Origin of the sequence: Endozoicomonas sp. GU-1, assembly GCF_027366395.1 — a bacterium.
Lineage (GTDB): Bacteria > Pseudomonadota > Gammaproteobacteria > Pseudomonadales > Endozoicomonadaceae > Endozoicomonas.
Genome location: NZ_CP114771.1, coordinates 4,986,607 through 5,001,906, shown reverse-complemented (window position 1 = coordinate 5,001,906; position 15,300 = coordinate 4,986,607). Strand labels below are relative to the sequence as shown.

11 protein-coding genes are annotated in these 15,300 nt (G+C 49.0%); 5 read left to right on the top strand and 6 right to left on the bottom strand.

The features are described from left to right. Nucleotides 1–2: 2 nt before the first annotated feature. Both O3276_RS20900 and O3276_RS20895 read left to right on the top strand, forming a co-directional pair. Nucleotides 3–806, top strand: coding sequence for a symmetrical bis(5'-nucleosyl)-tetraphosphatase (locus O3276_RS20900; RefSeq protein WP_269673043.1), 804 nt, complete (start codon nt 3–5; stop codon nt 804–806). A 326-nt stretch (nt 807–1,132) separates the two neighbouring features. Next, a complete protein-coding gene (locus tag O3276_RS20895) occupies nt 1,133–2,353 on the top strand; it encodes a type II secretion system F family protein (RefSeq protein ID WP_269673042.1) in 1,221 nt (406 codons plus the stop codon). 99 nt (nt 2,354–2,452) lie between these two features. Here the strand turns inward: O3276_RS20895 and O3276_RS20890 are convergent, their stop codons facing one another. Further along, nucleotides 2,453–2,584 carry a hypothetical protein gene (locus O3276_RS20890; RefSeq protein WP_269673041.1) on the bottom strand — a complete coding sequence of 44 codons (132 nt, stop codon included), beginning with the start codon at nt 2,582–2,584 and terminating at the stop codon, nt 2,453–2,455. Nucleotides 2,585–2,696: 112 nt separating this feature from the next. Between O3276_RS20890 and ushA the strand changes: the two genes are divergently transcribed. Next, nucleotides 2,697–4,295: a bifunctional UDP-sugar hydrolase/5'-nucleotidase UshA gene (gene ushA, locus O3276_RS20885; protein WP_269673040.1), complete on the top strand. Its 1,599-nt coding sequence runs from the start codon at nt 2,697–2,699 to the stop codon at nt 4,293–4,295. Here the strand turns inward: ushA and O3276_RS20880 are convergent. The 4 genes from O3276_RS20880 to O3276_RS20865 all read right to left on the bottom strand — a co-directional run bounded on the left by O3276_RS20880 (nt 4,278) and on the right by O3276_RS20865 (nt 11,730). Next, complete coding sequence (locus tag O3276_RS20880; protein ID WP_269673039.1) at nt 4,278–7,403, bottom strand: hypothetical protein; 3,126 nt, start codon at nt 7,401–7,403, stop codon at nt 4,278–4,280. The genes ushA and O3276_RS20880 overlap by 18 nt on opposite strands. A 74-nt stretch (nt 7,404–7,477) precedes the next feature. Further along, on the bottom strand, nt 7,478–9,091 hold the full coding sequence (locus O3276_RS20875) for a TRAP transporter permease (RefSeq protein WP_269673038.1): 1,614 nt from the start codon (nt 9,089–9,091) through the stop codon (nt 7,478–7,480). Between the two features lie 85 nt (nt 9,092–9,176). Next, the gene (locus tag O3276_RS20870) at nt 9,177–9,887 is read right to left on the bottom strand and encodes a TAXI family TRAP transporter solute-binding subunit (protein ID WP_269673037.1); all 711 of its coding nucleotides are present in this window, start codon (nt 9,885–9,887) and stop codon (nt 9,177–9,179) included. A gap of 205 nt (nt 9,888–10,092) precedes the next feature. After that, nucleotides 10,093–11,730 (bottom strand): ankyrin repeat domain-containing protein, encoded by a 1,638-nt coding sequence (locus O3276_RS20865; protein WP_269673036.1) that lies wholly within the window; start codon nt 11,728–11,730, stop codon nt 10,093–10,095. Nucleotides 11,731–12,123: 393 nt separating this feature from the next. On the opposite strand from O3276_RS20865, the gene O3276_RS20860 reads away from it, so the two are divergent. Further along, entirely contained in the window at nt 12,124–13,005 is an 882-nt protein-coding gene (locus O3276_RS20860) for a prepilin peptidase (protein ID WP_269673035.1), read from the top strand. Continuing rightward, nucleotides 13,002–13,634: a dephospho-CoA kinase gene (gene coaE, locus O3276_RS20855; protein ID WP_269673034.1), complete on the top strand. Its 633-nt coding sequence runs from the start codon at nt 13,002–13,004 to the stop codon at nt 13,632–13,634. Before O3276_RS20860 ends, coaE begins: the two co-directional genes overlap by 4 nt. Before the next feature lie 22 nt (nt 13,635–13,656). Here the strand turns inward: coaE and O3276_RS20850 are convergent, their stop codons facing one another. After that, nucleotides 13,657–15,279, bottom strand: coding sequence for an NAD+ synthase (locus tag O3276_RS20850; protein WP_269673033.1), 1,623 nt, complete (start codon nt 15,277–15,279; stop codon nt 13,657–13,659). Nucleotides 15,280–15,300: the final 21 nt, after the last annotated feature.

The window sequence follows — 15,300 nt, the reverse complement described above, 5'->3', positions numbered from 1 at the left end:
CAATGACCACTTATGCAGTCGGGGACATCCAGGGTTGCTATGACCCTCTGCGACAACTGTTGGATAAACTCAAGTTTGACCCTGACCACGATATCCTCTGGGTTGCTGGTGATATGGTCAATCGTGGCCCGGAATCTCTGGCAACACTGCGCTACCTGAAAAGTCTTGGCAATAGCTGTATCGCCGTTCTCGGGAATCACGATCTGCACCTTCTGGCCGTGGCCTGTGGCATTCGCAAGCAGAAAAGCAAAGACACCCTGACTGAAGTGCTGGAAGCCCCTGATGCGGATGAGCTGCTCCAGTGGCTACGCTTTCGCCCAATGCTGCACCACGACGACCAGAGAAAGATCACCATGGTGCATGCTGGTATCCCCCCCATCTGGACTATTGACCAGGCGATCGAACAAGCCCGGGAACTGGAGCAGGCTCTACGCTCTGAAGACCATGTCAAATGGCTTAAAAAGATCTTCAAAAACACCAAACCCCAGCCATGGGATGACGAGCTTAAGCTGAAGAAAAGGCTACGGCTTAGCGCAGCCTACTTTACCCAGATGCGTTTCTGTAATGACCATGGCGTGCTGGACCTGGAAAGCAAAGGGTCTGTCCCGAAAAACGGTTATGCGCCCTGGTTCAGCTTTTCCGGGAGCCCCTGCTTTCGAGAGCAGATCATTTTTGGTCACTGGGCAGCGCTGGAAGGGGTCACTGGTCATGATAATATCCACGCCCTGGACACTGGCTGCGTCTGGGGTAAAAGCTTGACAGCGATCAATGTGGACGGTTTCCAACGAACCGAAGTTTTCAATTAAAAACACACGACAGACCAGGCTCTGTTGACCAAAGGTAACAGACCTGTTGGCTCCTTCGCCTACTTCCGCAGGACGGACCGGGGAGATCTAATCAAACCGGTTCAACGCAGCCTGAAGGCGGCTATAAAAGCCAGACTGCACATCCCGCTGAACGTGCAGTGAAACCTCAGCAGGCCCTAATGACCCACTGTATTTGACCGAAACAAACAGTAATCAGTTCTCAATTTCAGAGGATTATCTGTTTTTATGAACGCCCTGATATAAACTGGGCGAAAGTAAACTTATAATCTGCTCATCAAGAAGAACAGCTATGGATCGCGCATACAATGGCCGCAAAACCAACCAAAACAGCCACCTTTGTCTGGCAGGGCAAAGATAAAGCCGGCAAAAAGATCAAAGGGGAAATGCAAAGTGCCAGTGCTGCGCTGGTCAAGGCTGAGCTTAGAAAACAGGGCATCCTGGCGACCAAAGTCTCTAAAAAAAGCCTCTCCCTGAGCCTTGGCGGTGGGGGCAAAGTCAAGCCCATGGACATAGCCCTGTTCACCCGCCAGATGGCAACCATGATGAAGGCAGGGGTACCACTGCTTCAGGCCTTTGACATTACCTCCGGCGGTATCGAGAAAGAGGCCATGAGAAATCTGGTTGGCAAGATCAAGAATGAAGTAGCCTCAGGCAGCACTTTTGCCGACTCCCTCAGACAACACCCGGATTATTTTGACGACCTGTACTGCAATCTCGTCGCCTCTGGTGAACAGTCCGGAGCACTGGAGACATTGCTGGATCGAATCGCTACCTATAAAGAAAAAACCGAAGCACTCAAGGCAAAAATCAAGAAAGCGATGAACTATCCAATTGCCGTAGTGCTTATTGCGATGATCGTTACCGTCATCCTGCTGGTGAAGGTGGTCCCTCAATTTGAAGAGGTTTTTCAGGGCTTCGGTGCTGAGCTACCCGCCTTTACCCAGGTTGTCATCAACATATCAGAGGTTGTCCAGGAATATTGGCATATCGTCCTAGGCGCTTTGGTCGCTGGCGGCTTCCTGATATCACGGACACTGAAGTCATCCAAGGCAGCCAGAGATGGTCTGGATCGCCTGATGCTGAAGCTGCCGATTATTGGTGAAATTCTGGATAAATCCGCCGTTGCCCGTTTTGGCCGAACCCTGTCAACCACCTTTGCCGCCGGGGTTCCCCTGGTCGATGCGCTCGACTCGGTCGCCGGTGCTGCTGGCAATGTCGTTTATGCCAATGCCGCTAGAAAAATTAAAGAAGATGTATCCACCGGTCAGCAGCTACAGTTTGCCATGAAAAGCACCGGGATATTCCCGCCTATGGCGATACAAATGGTCTCTATCGGTGAGGAATCAGGCTCTCTGGATGAGATGCTTGATAAAGTCGCCACGTTCTATGAAGAAGAAGTGGATAATATGGTTGATGGCATGACCAGCCTTATGGAACCCATCATCATGTCGGTGCTGGGTGTACTGGTCGGTGGCCTGATTGTGGCAATGTATCTGCCAATCTTCCAGTTGGGGTCTGTTGTTTAACGAACCTCCTGTCGATTTAATATCGTTTCAAAAAATCTAAAGGGCTAATTATAGCCCTTTATTCACAAGACAAACCCACCAGAAACCTCCTGATCGCCTTTAAGGTGTTTCATAATACTCAGAGGATACTCCAGTCACGTGGTCGCTCATTTTTGGAGTATCACAGCCAGGGCCAGTGAATAGAGGCTTGAGGGTTGCCCACTCGTCATCGGTCAGGTCGGATGGATACATAATTATCCTCCTTCTTAAACTAATCAGGTACTGTAGTTATAGACGACTTTGAGTTTTTATCCTGAGTTAATGGTCAGTAACTTTTACAACAATCTCTTAGGACATCATTTAAATGGCATTTAAATTATCAAAACCAGCTCCCCTGACCGTCGCTGCTATTGCGGTTATGGTTAGCGCATACTCCCTTATCCCGGAAAAACAAACGGGCACCACCTTCGACCCGGATACAACTTACCAGTTAACGGTACTGCACACTAATGACCATCATGGTCGGTTCTGGCATGACAGCAAAGATCAGTTCGGGATGGCAGCCCGCATGACTTTGATTGAGGAGATTCGCAAAGAAGTATCTGAAGAAGGTGGACATGTGCTGCTACTGTCCGGGGGCGACATTAATACAGGGGTACCCGAGTCAGACCTGCAGGACGCTATCCCTGACTTCAAAGGCATGAATATGCTTGGGTACGATGCAATGGCTGTTGGCAACCATGAATTTGATAACCCGCGAGATATATTGATGATGCAGGAAGAACTGGCAAAATTTCCATTCCTGTCAGCCAATATTATCGATCAGGAAAGTGGGGAGCCATTGTTTGCGCCTTACACCATGTTCAATCTTGATGGCCTTCGAGTCGCGGTTATGGGTTTAACCACAGACGATACCCCTAAAACGTCTAATCCTGAGAATGTGCAAGGTCTGACATTTGCCAGCCCGATTGAGGTAGCGCGTGAAATAATGCCCAAACTGGAAGAGCAGGCCGACGTGATCATTGCTTCAACGCACATGGGTCACTACCCCAATGGCAATCATGGTGTTAAGGCTCCCGGTGATGTAACGCTTGCTCGTACCGTAAACGGCATCGACCTGATTGTTGGCGGTCACTCCCAGGATCCATTGTTTGAGCCTGATCTGCAAAATGACACCTGGATCGTACAGGCCCATGAGTGGGGCAAATACGTTGGGCGCGCAGACTTCGTTTATCAACAGGGTGATCTCGAACTTATTAATTACCAGCTGATCCCTGTTAACCACAAGGGAAGTGAAACCAGAATTCCTTATCATGAAGCAATGATGAGGCTTCTTTCTCCTTATCAGGAGGCGGGCGCAAAGCTGGTTGACGTTAAAATTGGCAGTGTCGACCAACGCTTAATGGGCGAACGTAATGAAGTGCGGTTCCAGCCAACCAATCTGGGCACGTTATTGACCCGGGCTTTTATGGACAAAACCGGTGCTGACTTTTCGGTAACCAATGGAGGCGGGATTCGTGCCAGTATCAATGCCGGGGAGATTACTTATAAAGATGCTCTGATCGTATTTCCATTCGGCTACACACTGACTACTGTTGAGATGTCTGCTCAGCAGGTTCTCGATTATCTTGAGGTTGTTGGTCAAATGCCCGCTAATAGCGGTGCATTTGCTCACTTCTCTGGTGTTGAGATGGTGATCACCGCATCGGGAATTGAACATGTCCGTATTGGCGGGAAACCACTGGATAGGAATAAAACTTATAAGATGGCAACTCTGAGTTTCTCTGCAAGGGGAGGTGATAGGTATCCTGATGTGAGTTCCTATCCGGGCTTTGTAGATACTGGCTTTCTGGACGCAGAAGTGATTCGCGAGTACATCGAAAAAAACTCACCCATTAACGTTGCCGATTATGAACCAAAAGGTGTCGAGCGACAGACATCGATTTCATTCGGCAGTGGTTAAGGAGACGCTGCTGATGTCTGAATAAAGTGAACGCGGTGAAAAAGGACTAGCGCACACTTGCCCTTTTTCAGGATGCATCATCGCCAGCAGCGCTTTGATAAAGCCCTTCCTCTTAATCTGGTAATCATTTTGCATGGTCGATAGACAGCCATTTACCCGGTGCTCAAAATCATGACGGCAAACATGGCCATTCAATTTCGTTTGAAGCTTCGCAGTCAGTGTATGCAGGCGTTGTTGTTGTTCTTGCAGCTGGTCAGTCCGAAAGTCTGATCTTCCGGTTTGTTGCTCAGAGTACAGAGCGATAAATTGCCTGGCTTTATTCAGAGTAAGCAAGGAGCGCATCAGCAAGCCATAAATTCGTTCCCCGGTGTTCATAGGGTTGTTAAAAAGAAGCGTTCGGGGTAAGTCAAATACCTCCCCTTGTTGCAATTGCACTGTCAACGGGTCGAGGTTCTCAGCGAGGTGTTCCAGCGTATCGTTCATAAGCCTGGTTTCTTCAGCAAACGACAAATACCATACCGGCCTCTCAACGCCGGGAACGCGAACGGCAGATTGCTCTGCATTCTCATGGATGACTCTGTCATCAACACTGACCTGAAACTCCATTGCTTTCGTACCCAAATCACCGTCTATAAGATGAATATTGTAGGCTTTTGGCAGTTTAATCGCCTGACATCCCGGGATTGATGAGATGGTGATGTCTGTTGGAATTTCTGAATCCCTGTCGGTGTTCAGTGCCTGCAGCTTGTCAAAAAGCGCTCTGGCGACCTCTTCTGTCGTGCAGATAATATCAATATCATTAAATACCGGGCAGAGGTTCTGTAAAAAACGTGAGTATGAACCAGTAATCAGAATGGTTGGAGCGGTATTGGCATCATTGATTTCCTGAATAACCTCCAGTGTTTTCAGCGTTAGCGCATTTAACTGCGGCCCCCTCCGGACACTCGTTGCGCCTGTTTCTGGCCATTGTTTCAGGGGTTGATACCCACTGACGATCATTGCCCAGGTAGCAGACACAGGTTTTGTTTCATCCCGGGATTCCCTGGCCTGATAAGGGAATAGTTTCTCCCTGTCAGGATTGGCAACGGATACCTCTACCGATGTTGCTCTTCGGCCAGAACTCTCTGTATCGGGTATCACTTCGGAGAGGAAATCCGATTTGAACAGCAACTCATCCATGATATTGGATGCCGGGCTGCATTGTTCAAACCAGCAGCTTAAAGCGTGGCGGAGCTTGCTGGCTTCAGGAAAACTCTGAAGACACGCCATAACCTGATCTTTATGGATCTGTCGTTTATTAACAGACTGGCTGTTGATATAGCAGTATGCGAGGAAAAAGAAATGCAGGCGTGAATTCTGAAATGAACGCCTCAGTATTTTGATGGAATGCAATACCTGCTCTGCGAACACCCGCTTACGATCAATTCGCAACTCATGATGCATAGCCATGAATTTTAATATGCATTGCAGCCGGTGTTGTTCATCACCTTTGACCAATACGTTGTCCAGGATTCGCCAGGCCGCTTGCAGCAAATCCTGAACTTCTTTGGTTTCATCGTACCGCCAGGATTGTCTCAGCCTTTGAATCAGATACCTGACCTGCTTTGAAGAATGATCCCCCGGAGCTTGATGAAACGCGGCCAATACTTCCTTGTTATCCAGATAGCGGCCATTCAATGCCCTGCCACTCAATGCCAGCTGAGCATAAAAAATTGCACTTTCGAGCAGCCATCGACCCCGCGCATAATCCTTAACCACCACATCCGGTGCCACCTGCCGGCCATTCAACGTCAGGCCCCTCAGGCAACATTCTGCTTGAAAGCGAGCCAGCTCCCGTGTTGCCCTGAGTGCCTGAAAGTCCCTGACCACTGCCTCTGGTGTCACCTGTCGGTCATTCAATGGGAACCCTCTCAGACAACATTCCGCCTTTAAGCGTGCCTGCTCCAGTGTTGCGTTGGCTGCCTGATAATCCCTGACCACCATATCCGGTGTTACCTGCTGGCCATTCAACATCAGCCCATTCATACAACATTGCTCTTTAAAGCGCGCCAGCGCCAGTGTCGCGTTGGCTGCCTGAAAATCCCTGACCACTTCATCCGGTGTCACCTGCTGACCGTTCAGTGGCACACCTCTCAGGCAACATTCCGCTTTAAAGCGCGCCAGCCCCAGTGTTGATTTGGCTGCCTGAAAATCCTTAACAACGGCCTCCGGTGTCACCTGCCGGTCATTCAACGCCAGCCCCATCAGGCAACATTGTTGCTTAAAGCGTGCCAGCTCCAGTTTTGCGTTGGCTGCCTGAAATTCTTTAACCACCGCCTCCGCTGAGACCAGTTGGCCATTCAATTTCACTCCCTTCAGGCAACAATGTTCCTTAAAACGCCCCAGCGCCCTTGTTGCCCCGGCTGCCTGAAAACCCTTAACCACCGCCTCCGTTGTGACTTGCTGGCCATTCAGCATCAACTTCTTCAGGTAACAGTGCTCCTTAAAGTGCGCCAGGGCCAGTCTGCCCTTCGGGCTATTCGGGAAATCCTTAACCACGACATCCGGTGTGAACTGCCGGTCATTCAACGCCAGGCCACTCAGGCAACATTTTTCCTTGAAGTGCGCCAGTGCCATTCTGCCCTCCGGGCTATCCGGGAAATCTTTAACCACTGCCGCCGGTGTGAGCCGTTGGTCGTTCATTGACAGCCCCTTCAGGCAACATTCCGCTTTGAAGCACGCTATCGCTAATTCGCTCTTACTCCGATCTGGTTTCAGGTTAAACGCCCGGACAACCTGATCCGGGGTGATGTTTCTATTGTTATGGAGAATGTTCCTTAAGCAGAGTTTTTGCAGGAAGAAACCGCTTCTAAGAGACGTTCTATCATTGCCGTAAGCTGTAATCACACAAGCCGTGGTGATTTGACGCCCTTGCAACATTTTTTGTTGCCAAAAGGCATCTTCAATACGTCTGCTATCGTCCAGATTCTTGGCTGTACCACCAGAGGACTGATGGCAAGAGACTCTTTTACCATTAAATAGACTTATGTAGTGGTTAGACGTCCCACTTGAACCGGCTTGCTGTTCAACCCGGCCATCAGGCTTTGGACGGGTATAGGTTGATGCCATTGTTTTCAGAATAAAACCCTGCGCAGTTGAACTATAAACACCGCAGTTTGACCTCAAAACGGTTATTAGGTTCACTAGCTTTTGGTTCGTGGGCTTTGCTTTACCTCCATTCGCCATTGCAGGGCGACCAGTACCGTCACGACCATTAAGCCCGGCAATGCCCCGCCATATGGATTAAATAGCAGCAGAGGCAAACTAATCAGGGCCATCAATCGCTCCCGGGCATTTAACTTTCTTAGCAGATAGCCTTCGATAGTCATTGCCATTGCCACAATAATCGCGACCGTTTGCAGGGTTGCTATAACCAGCCCCAATAGATCTGCGGAAGTATTAATCAGTCCGGTATAAGCCATCATCATTGGAATGACAAACAAGCCTGCAGCAAGCTTAAATGCCTCAACCGAAGCCTTCATTGGTTTGGCATTAGCCACACCCGCACCGGCAAATGCGGCCAGGGCAATGGGGGGCGTGACATTAGAGGTTTGTGACAGCCAGAAAATAATCAGATGGGAGGTTAATAATGGTAACCCGAAATCACCTAATAAAGGCACGGCAATAACAGCAAGCACAATATACGCAGCGGTAACCGGTAATCCCATGCCCAGAATCAGGGCAACAAGGCTGATCAACAACAAAGCCGTGAACAGGTAACCACCGGACAGTGCCATAACAAACTGGGTAAACTGCAGGCCAATGCCGGTCTGCCCAACAACACCGACAATAATACCGGCACCACCACAGGCTACAGAGATAGGAAGTGCCAGCAATGCCGGCACTATGGAAGCAATCATAATGTCGCTGTAGGGCACACCGGTAAACTGTGCCATTACAAAAGCGCCCGCCCCCATGATCGGTGGCATAATCTGTCCACCGGTTGAAGCGGCAGCTTCAATACCTGCTGCCTGTTCGGGTTTGTAACCCAGTCTCTTCATCATGGGGATGGTGATTGAACCGGTGGTTACCGTGTTGGCAATGGCAGAGCCGGAGATTGAGCCCAGTCCGGCAGAAGCAATGACCGCAGCTTTTACTGGTCCGCCTCGATATTTGCCAGCAATGGCAAAAGCCAGATCAATAAAGAATTTACCTGCCCCGGTCACCTCCAGAAAAGCACCAAACAAGACAAAGATAAATACGGTGGTAGCAGCAATACCCAGTGCTGAACCAAAAATACCGTTACTGGAAAAAATCTGGAACTGTACCAATTCCTGCAGACTGTATGCCTTGGTTGCCAGTGTTCCCGGAAGCAGATCCCCAAAAGCACTGTAAGCCAGAAATATACCGGCAATAATCACCATGACCCAGCCTACAGTACGTCGACAGGCTTCTAACAATAACAGCGTAAAAACGACACCCGCCAGCAAATCCGTATTGGCCAGGCCAAACAGAAGATAGTTAATATCGTTATAGTCAAACTGGATGATCTGAAATCCGGCAAACAGGGCCAGAGCACAGAACCCAAGGTCTAGCAATCGGCCAGCCACCATTATCGGGCTGCCTTCCTGTTTATTCCCGGCGTTTTTAATGAGTGGATAATGCAGAAAAATCAGTACCATCACCCAGGTCAGGTGAGCTGGCCTGAAGTACGTTGCAGAAATGGTTGAGGTCACACCCTGCCAGATCTGGAACACTGACAGCAGCACAGCAAGGGCTAACAACAAATAGCCCAGTCCCTGATTAAACCTGCTCATATAATACGCCCAACAGATTACAAGAGAGGAAGTCGCGATGCCCAATCGGCTATCGCTACTGTTCAGTGCTGACTCAGTACTGAATTTATTGAATGCTGTTCAGATACTTTTCAGCACCCGGATGAAGAGGCACACCAGCCAACTGTTTCGCATTAGCCGGAATGGTCGCCTCAGCAACATTTACCACCTTGCGTACTTCATCCATGTTTTCATAGGCAGCCCGGGTCAGTTCAAACGCCATGTCATCTGACATATCTGCCCGTACCACCAGCACGTTCCAGATACTCAGCGTGTCAGTGGCTGGCACATTGTTATAGACACCTTCGGGAATGGTGTACTCGCTGTAGGCTGGATACTCGGCAATAAATGTCTGACGTTCTTCCTGGGTAATGGGAATGACACGCAGCTTGTGGGTCAGTGCAATCTGGGTCACCGCCCCAACCCCCTGGCCACCAACAATAAAGCCAGCATCAATCTGACCATTGGCGAGCGCATTGGTGGTTTCAGAGTAATTGAGATAGACGGCGTTGATGTCCTTTTCAGGGTTAATCCCCAGGGTTTTCAGTAAGGCTGCCGAAGTGACGGCAGTGCCTGAACCCGGCGCTCCCAGGGAAACACGCTTGCCTTTCAGGTCATCCAGGGTCTGAATATCAGAATTTTGCAGTGTCATGGGATGAACAAGGTTTGGATAAAGCGCGAACAACACTTTGACGGGCATTTTTGCGGGAAATTTACCCTCTCCCTGATAGGCGTCCATCACGACATTGCCCATGGCAATACCCGCTATACGTTTCATGAGGATCATCCCCCTATTACAGGTCATTTTGTTGTTTTTTTGAACGGGATCTTCCGCTCTATTTTTTTATTTGAGCAGAGCTTACTACAGGAAGCGCTGATGGAGAATACTCTCTGATAAAAGATGGTGCCACTGACAAAATAAAATAATGGATTAGAGATAAGCCCAAACCTTGCTGTAATACTCCTTCGTAATGATCACCTCATTAAAATAATAGACGAAAAATGTAGTTAATAACTTCCATGGGATTAACTAATAGCACAGAAAAAATTTCAATTAGATACTCTGTTTTTTTCAAGGCGGGGTTTTCCACTTCAATTTTCTCATTTGCTTTGAGAAATTTTTTTATCATTTCATCATTAAAATCCATGTTGTAGTCATTAAATTTATCCAGCACTTCTTCTACCATTTGCCGAAGTTGAGCTGAATTAGCACTCTTTAAATCTTCGTGCAAACGTAGTCTTGTTTCTTTGGCACAACTGACTGCTCTTTGATACTTGTCCCCCCGGGATTCGGAGGGTTCTTCATCACCAAACACATCTAACAATGAAGTTAATAAACTTAAATAGCGTATGAGATACTCTCTCAGAGGTGGTCTGGTCAGGGCTTTCTTACAACAGTCACTGATCAAAACTACATTTTTCAAGAAACCTTGACCAGTATAAAACCACTTCAGAGTTGACCTTTCAATTGATTGATCTTCAGGTGTTCGAAAATGATCACATAAAATTTGAGCATTGTGATGTAATTCAGATTCAGGATCAGATACTGTTTCAGAGTAAAAACATGCCATTTCAAGCAGCGTATGATGGAGTTGAGTTTTTTCTTTAGTTAAATTCCTGATACCCTCATCACGAGGAGCTATCCGTTCGTGCATATTAGCTCCGCAGTTTAATAATAGTTTGATCATCTTTGCTGCTGCAGGATTTCTGGAAAAACTTGCCATAAATAATGGTGATTGTTGAATGGGATTAGCCGGATCAATATTATTTGGATCTCCACCATTTGCGAGCAGTTGCTCCAGAATAATGTGGTTGCCATATTCAATTGCAGACATAACAGGAGTATACCAAAGCAGCCCTGGTGGTATTGATTCATTCTCTCCAAAGTTGCCAATGGATCTGAATCCAATCTTATCATCCCCAGCGCAACGAATTTTGTAGTTGGGGTCAGCCTTGTGCTCCAAAAGGATTTTCGTGGTCTCGGCGTAACCCTTTTTTATGGCCATGATCAATCCGGTGATGCCATCTTTCCTGGGGTTGTCAGGATCAAACTGTTTGGATTTGGTCATTACCTGAATGACCTTCGTTTGATTTTCCTGCGCAGCAATAGTTAGAGCACTACTCTGAAGGGAAGAAAATGGATTGTTTTCACAGGGATTTGCCTGATGGTCGATTAATGTCTCAACAACTGCTGCATGACCACGCCGGGCAGCATATATAATCGGAGTGTCTTTTTTATCGCTGAACGACAGTGGGCAACTGAACCATTCCTTCCGTGTTTTTTCATCCGTACCCGATAATAGACGAGCAAGCTTCTCGCCATCATCCGAGTTGCACGACTCTTGAAAGCAAGAGGTTAAAGCCTCCGGTGTTATCTGAGCTATTGCGTCAGGTTGTGAAAGCACATTGGGCATTTCAAGCCGTGCTTTTTTAGCAGCGGGCTCATAGTCAACATCAACCCTGGTTATGGTGAAATCTGCTAACGGTACGGTCTCAGGTGCAGGAGGATTGCGATGTTCGCAGAGAATCTGAGGAATGCCCGCTGCAGTCTTATTATCCGACGGTTTTTCCGGGATAGCTCTGGGTTGTGCGGAAGGGACTAATGAATAATTGCAGTTCATTGTTGTTGGACCTCAGTCATTTGTCAAATACATTTTTGGACTCTCCACTGGATAAAAATGGCAGTCACACCCTGTCGGGCAAAGTGCAAAAACGGACCGGGTAGAGTCTGACCGTACATTTTCACAACAATTTATATTCAAATTTGTTTTTTTTTATGACTGATCGATCATTGGAAAGTTCCCCTATCAAGGCATAGCTGGCAAACTTAGCCAGAATTCAACAGTTGAATTGAGAACCTGCTCAAATCCCGATTTACGGTTCAGCCGTTGTTTTCCTTACGCTTCAGAGGTTTGATTACGGCAACAGGCATGCCAATATTGGACTATCAAACGATCAGGTACTGGCGGGGAGGACTGGCCAGCCATACTGATCACCATCAGGGAACTGTGTGAATGTCACCGATTATAGAACTTATAGAGACCTCAACCCCTTACCTGACCTTTGTGCTGACCATCTTTGGCTTGATTGTCGGTAGTTTTCTCAATGTGGTGATCCACCGGTTACCGATAATGATGGAAAGGCAGTGGCAGCAGCAGAGTGAAGCTATTTTACACCCGGAAAAGATACCGGATCCTCTGCCTGCTTTTAACCTTGTGGTGCCTGCATCTACCTGTCCTTCCTGTCAGCATAAAATCCGTGCCTGGGAGAATATTCCGGTGATCAGCTATCTGTTCCTGAGAGGTAAATGCTCAGCCTGCCGGACCCCGATTTCATTGCGCTATCCGGCCATCGAGATACTCAGCGCCCTGATGACGATAATGATTGGCCTGACCTACGGCGTGACATTACAGACACTGGTCTTCTGTCTGTTCGGCTGGTCACTGCTGGCACTGACCATGATCGACTACGATACCCAGCTACTGCCTGACGATATTACTCTGCCACTGCTCTGGACAGGCCTGATCGTCAACAGCTTTGGACTGGTGGTAAGCCTTGAACAGGCGCTGTGGGGAGCCATTGCCGGTTACCTTTCCCTGTGGAGTGTTTACTGGGTATTCAAACTGGTGACCGGCAAGGAAGGCATGGGCTACGGTGACTTTAAACTGCTGGCGGCGCTGGGAGCCTGGCTGGGCTGGATGAAGCTGCCCCTGATCATCCTGCTCTCATCACTGGTTGGCACTGTTGCAGCGATACTGTTGATCGTCAGTAAACGCCAGGAACGATCCAACCCGATTCCCTTTGGTCCTTATCTGGCCATTGCCGGCTTTGTTGCCCTGGTCTGGGGCGATCAACTGATTGCGGTTTATCTGAGCTTTTCGGGTTTGAACGGATGACCACTGTAAAATCACAGCAGCCCCGAGCTCAACAAAAGCGCCCATTTACGGTTGGAGTCACCGGCGGTATTGGCAGTGGCAAAACGGCAGTGACCGACTTTTTTGCCAACAAGGGAATTTGCATTGTTGATGCGGATATCGCTTCCCGCGTGGTGGTAGAGCCGGGAAAACCGGCTTTGGCTGACATTGAACGGCGCTATGGCCCGGAGATTTTGCTCGATGGCAGTCTTGACCGTAGAAAGCTGAGAACCATCATCTTTGCTGATGCTGATGAGCGAAAGTGGCTGGAAGGTCTGTTACACCCGCTGATACGGGATCAGATAATCCTTGAGCTGAGCCACGCTGAATCACGTTATGCCGTACTGGTTTCGCCGTTGATGCTGGAAACCAGTCAGCATGAATTGGTGGATCGTGTGCTGGTCGTGGATGTGCCAGAGAGTGTTCAGCTATCCCGCACCATGGCCCGTGACCAGATGACAGAGGATCAGACCCGGCAGATCCTCAGTAGCCAGATGGAACGGCAACAGAGAGTTGGCAGAGCCGATGATATCGTTGATAACAGTGGCTCTATAAGCCAGTTGCACCGGTCATTGGATAAGCTGCATCACTATTACCTGAGCCTCGCTTGAAACTCAGGTGCTTTGAAGTTAGTTAAACACCCGGTCTCCAGCCATTCGTAATCGGATAGCGACGATCCCGGCCAAACCCTCTTGGCGTAATTCTGACCCCAATAGCTGACTGGCGACGTTTGTACTCATTGATGTCCACCAGCCTCAGAACGCGATAAACCGTATCCCGGTCAAACCCTTCTTTCACGATGGATTCGGCACTTTGATCCTGTTCAATATAGAGTTCAAGAATGCGATCCAGCTCATCATAGGGCGGCAGGCTGTCTTCATCCACCTGATCCGGGGCAAGTTCAGCGGAGGGCGGACGGTCTATCACTCGCTGGGGAATCACATAGCCCCGGGTATTGCGATATTCGGACAGTTTAAACACCAGTGTTTTCGGTACATCTTTCAGAACATCAAAACCACCGGCCATATCGCCGTAGAGCGTGCAGTAGCCCACTGCCATTTCACTTTTATTACCGGTAGTCAGTACCAGGTAACCCTTCTTATTGGAGATCGCCATCAGCATGACACCCCGGCACCGGGACTGCAGGTTTTCTTCGGTGGTATCCCGACCATAACCGGCAAACTCGGTATTCAGGGTGTCCATAAAGGCATCAAACATCGGTTCAATCGGCAGCACTTTATAGTCAATACCCAGAATTTTCGCCTCTTCTGCCGCATCCTCAAGGCTCATATCGGAGGTGTAACGGTAGGGCATCATCACCGCCTGAACCCGATCTTTACCCAGGGCATCGGTAGCTACTGCCAGAGTCAGTGCAGAGTCAATGCCTCCGGACAACCCCAGAACGATGCCCTTAAAACCATTCTTATTGACATAATCCCTGACACCAGTCACCAGGGCATCATAAACCCTTGAGCAAACGTCGGGGATTTCAGCAACCTCTCCCGGTTCAAATGTCATAGAGCCTTTATCAAAGGCAACGCAGAACAACTCTTCGGTAAACCAGGTTGCCCCCACAGCCACTTCACCATTACCGTTCATGGCAAAGGAGCCCCCGTCAAACACCAGCTCATCCTGACCACCCACCAGGTTGGTATAAAGGACAGGAAGGCCCGACTCCAGACAGCGCTCACGAACCACCTGCTGACGCAGTGACTGCTTGTTCATGTGGAAGGGTGACGCATTGAGACTGATAATCAGGTCTGCTCCGGCTTCTTTAGCCCGGCGAACCGGCCCTTGGTACCAGAGATCTTCACAAATCAACAGGGCAATATTGACACCTTTGCAGGCATAAATAACCGTGTTCTGACCTTTCACAAAATAGCGTTTTTCATCAAAAACCTGGTAATTGGGCAGATGCTGTTTTCCGTAGCGGGCGACAATCTCGCCATCACGCAGCACCAGCGCCTGGTTTTCCAGACCATGTGGCCCCATCAGCGGGACACCGATAATCAAGTCAATACCCTTAACCACCCTGAGTCGGTTCAGCGCCTGTTCTACCCGCACAATGAGACTCGGCCGCAACAGCAGGTCTTCTGGGGGATAACCACAGAGGGTCAGCTCCGGAAAGACAACAACATCCGCATCCAGCTGATCCCGCGCCTGCTCGGCAGCCTCAATGACACGGGACGTGTTCCCGTCAATGTCGCCCACCACCAGATTCAGCTGGGCCATGACCATATTGAGCTTTGCTGACATGGAAATACCTGTCTATCCCTT

Coding starts and splice junctions, on each gene's coding strand:
- O3276_RS20900 (WP_269673043.1), top strand. CDS start 3: ATGACCACTTATGCAGTCGGGGACATCCAGGGTTGCTATGACCCTCTG.
- O3276_RS20895 (WP_269673042.1), top strand. CDS start 1,133: ATGGCCGCAAAACCAACCAAAACAGCCACCTTTGTCTGGCAGGGCAAA.
- O3276_RS20875 (WP_269673038.1), bottom strand. CDS start 9,091: ATGAGCAGGTTTAATCAGGGACTGGGCTATTTGTTGTTAGCCCTTGCT.
- coaE (WP_269673034.1), top strand. CDS start 13,002: ATGACCACTGTAAAATCACAGCAGCCCCGAGCTCAACAAAAGCGCCCA.
- O3276_RS20880 (WP_269673039.1), bottom strand. CDS start 7,403: ATGGCATCAACCTATACCCGTCCAAAGCCTGATGGCCGGGTTGAACAG.
- O3276_RS20890 (WP_269673041.1), bottom strand. CDS start 2,584: ATGTATCCATCCGACCTGACCGATGACGAGTGGGCAACCCTCAAGCCT.
- O3276_RS20870 (WP_269673037.1), bottom strand. CDS start 9,887: ATGAAACGTATAGCGGGTATTGCCATGGGCAATGTCGTGATGGACGCC.
- O3276_RS20860 (WP_269673035.1), top strand. CDS start 12,124: ATGTCACCGATTATAGAACTTATAGAGACCTCAACCCCTTACCTGACC.
- O3276_RS20865 (WP_269673036.1), bottom strand. CDS start 11,730: ATGAACTGCAATTATTCATTAGTCCCTTCCGCACAACCCAGAGCTATC.
- ushA (WP_269673040.1), top strand. CDS start 2,697: ATGGCATTTAAATTATCAAAACCAGCTCCCCTGACCGTCGCTGCTATT.
- O3276_RS20850 (WP_269673033.1), bottom strand. CDS start 15,279: ATGTCAGCAAAGCTCAATATGGTCATGGCCCAGCTGAATCTGGTGGTG.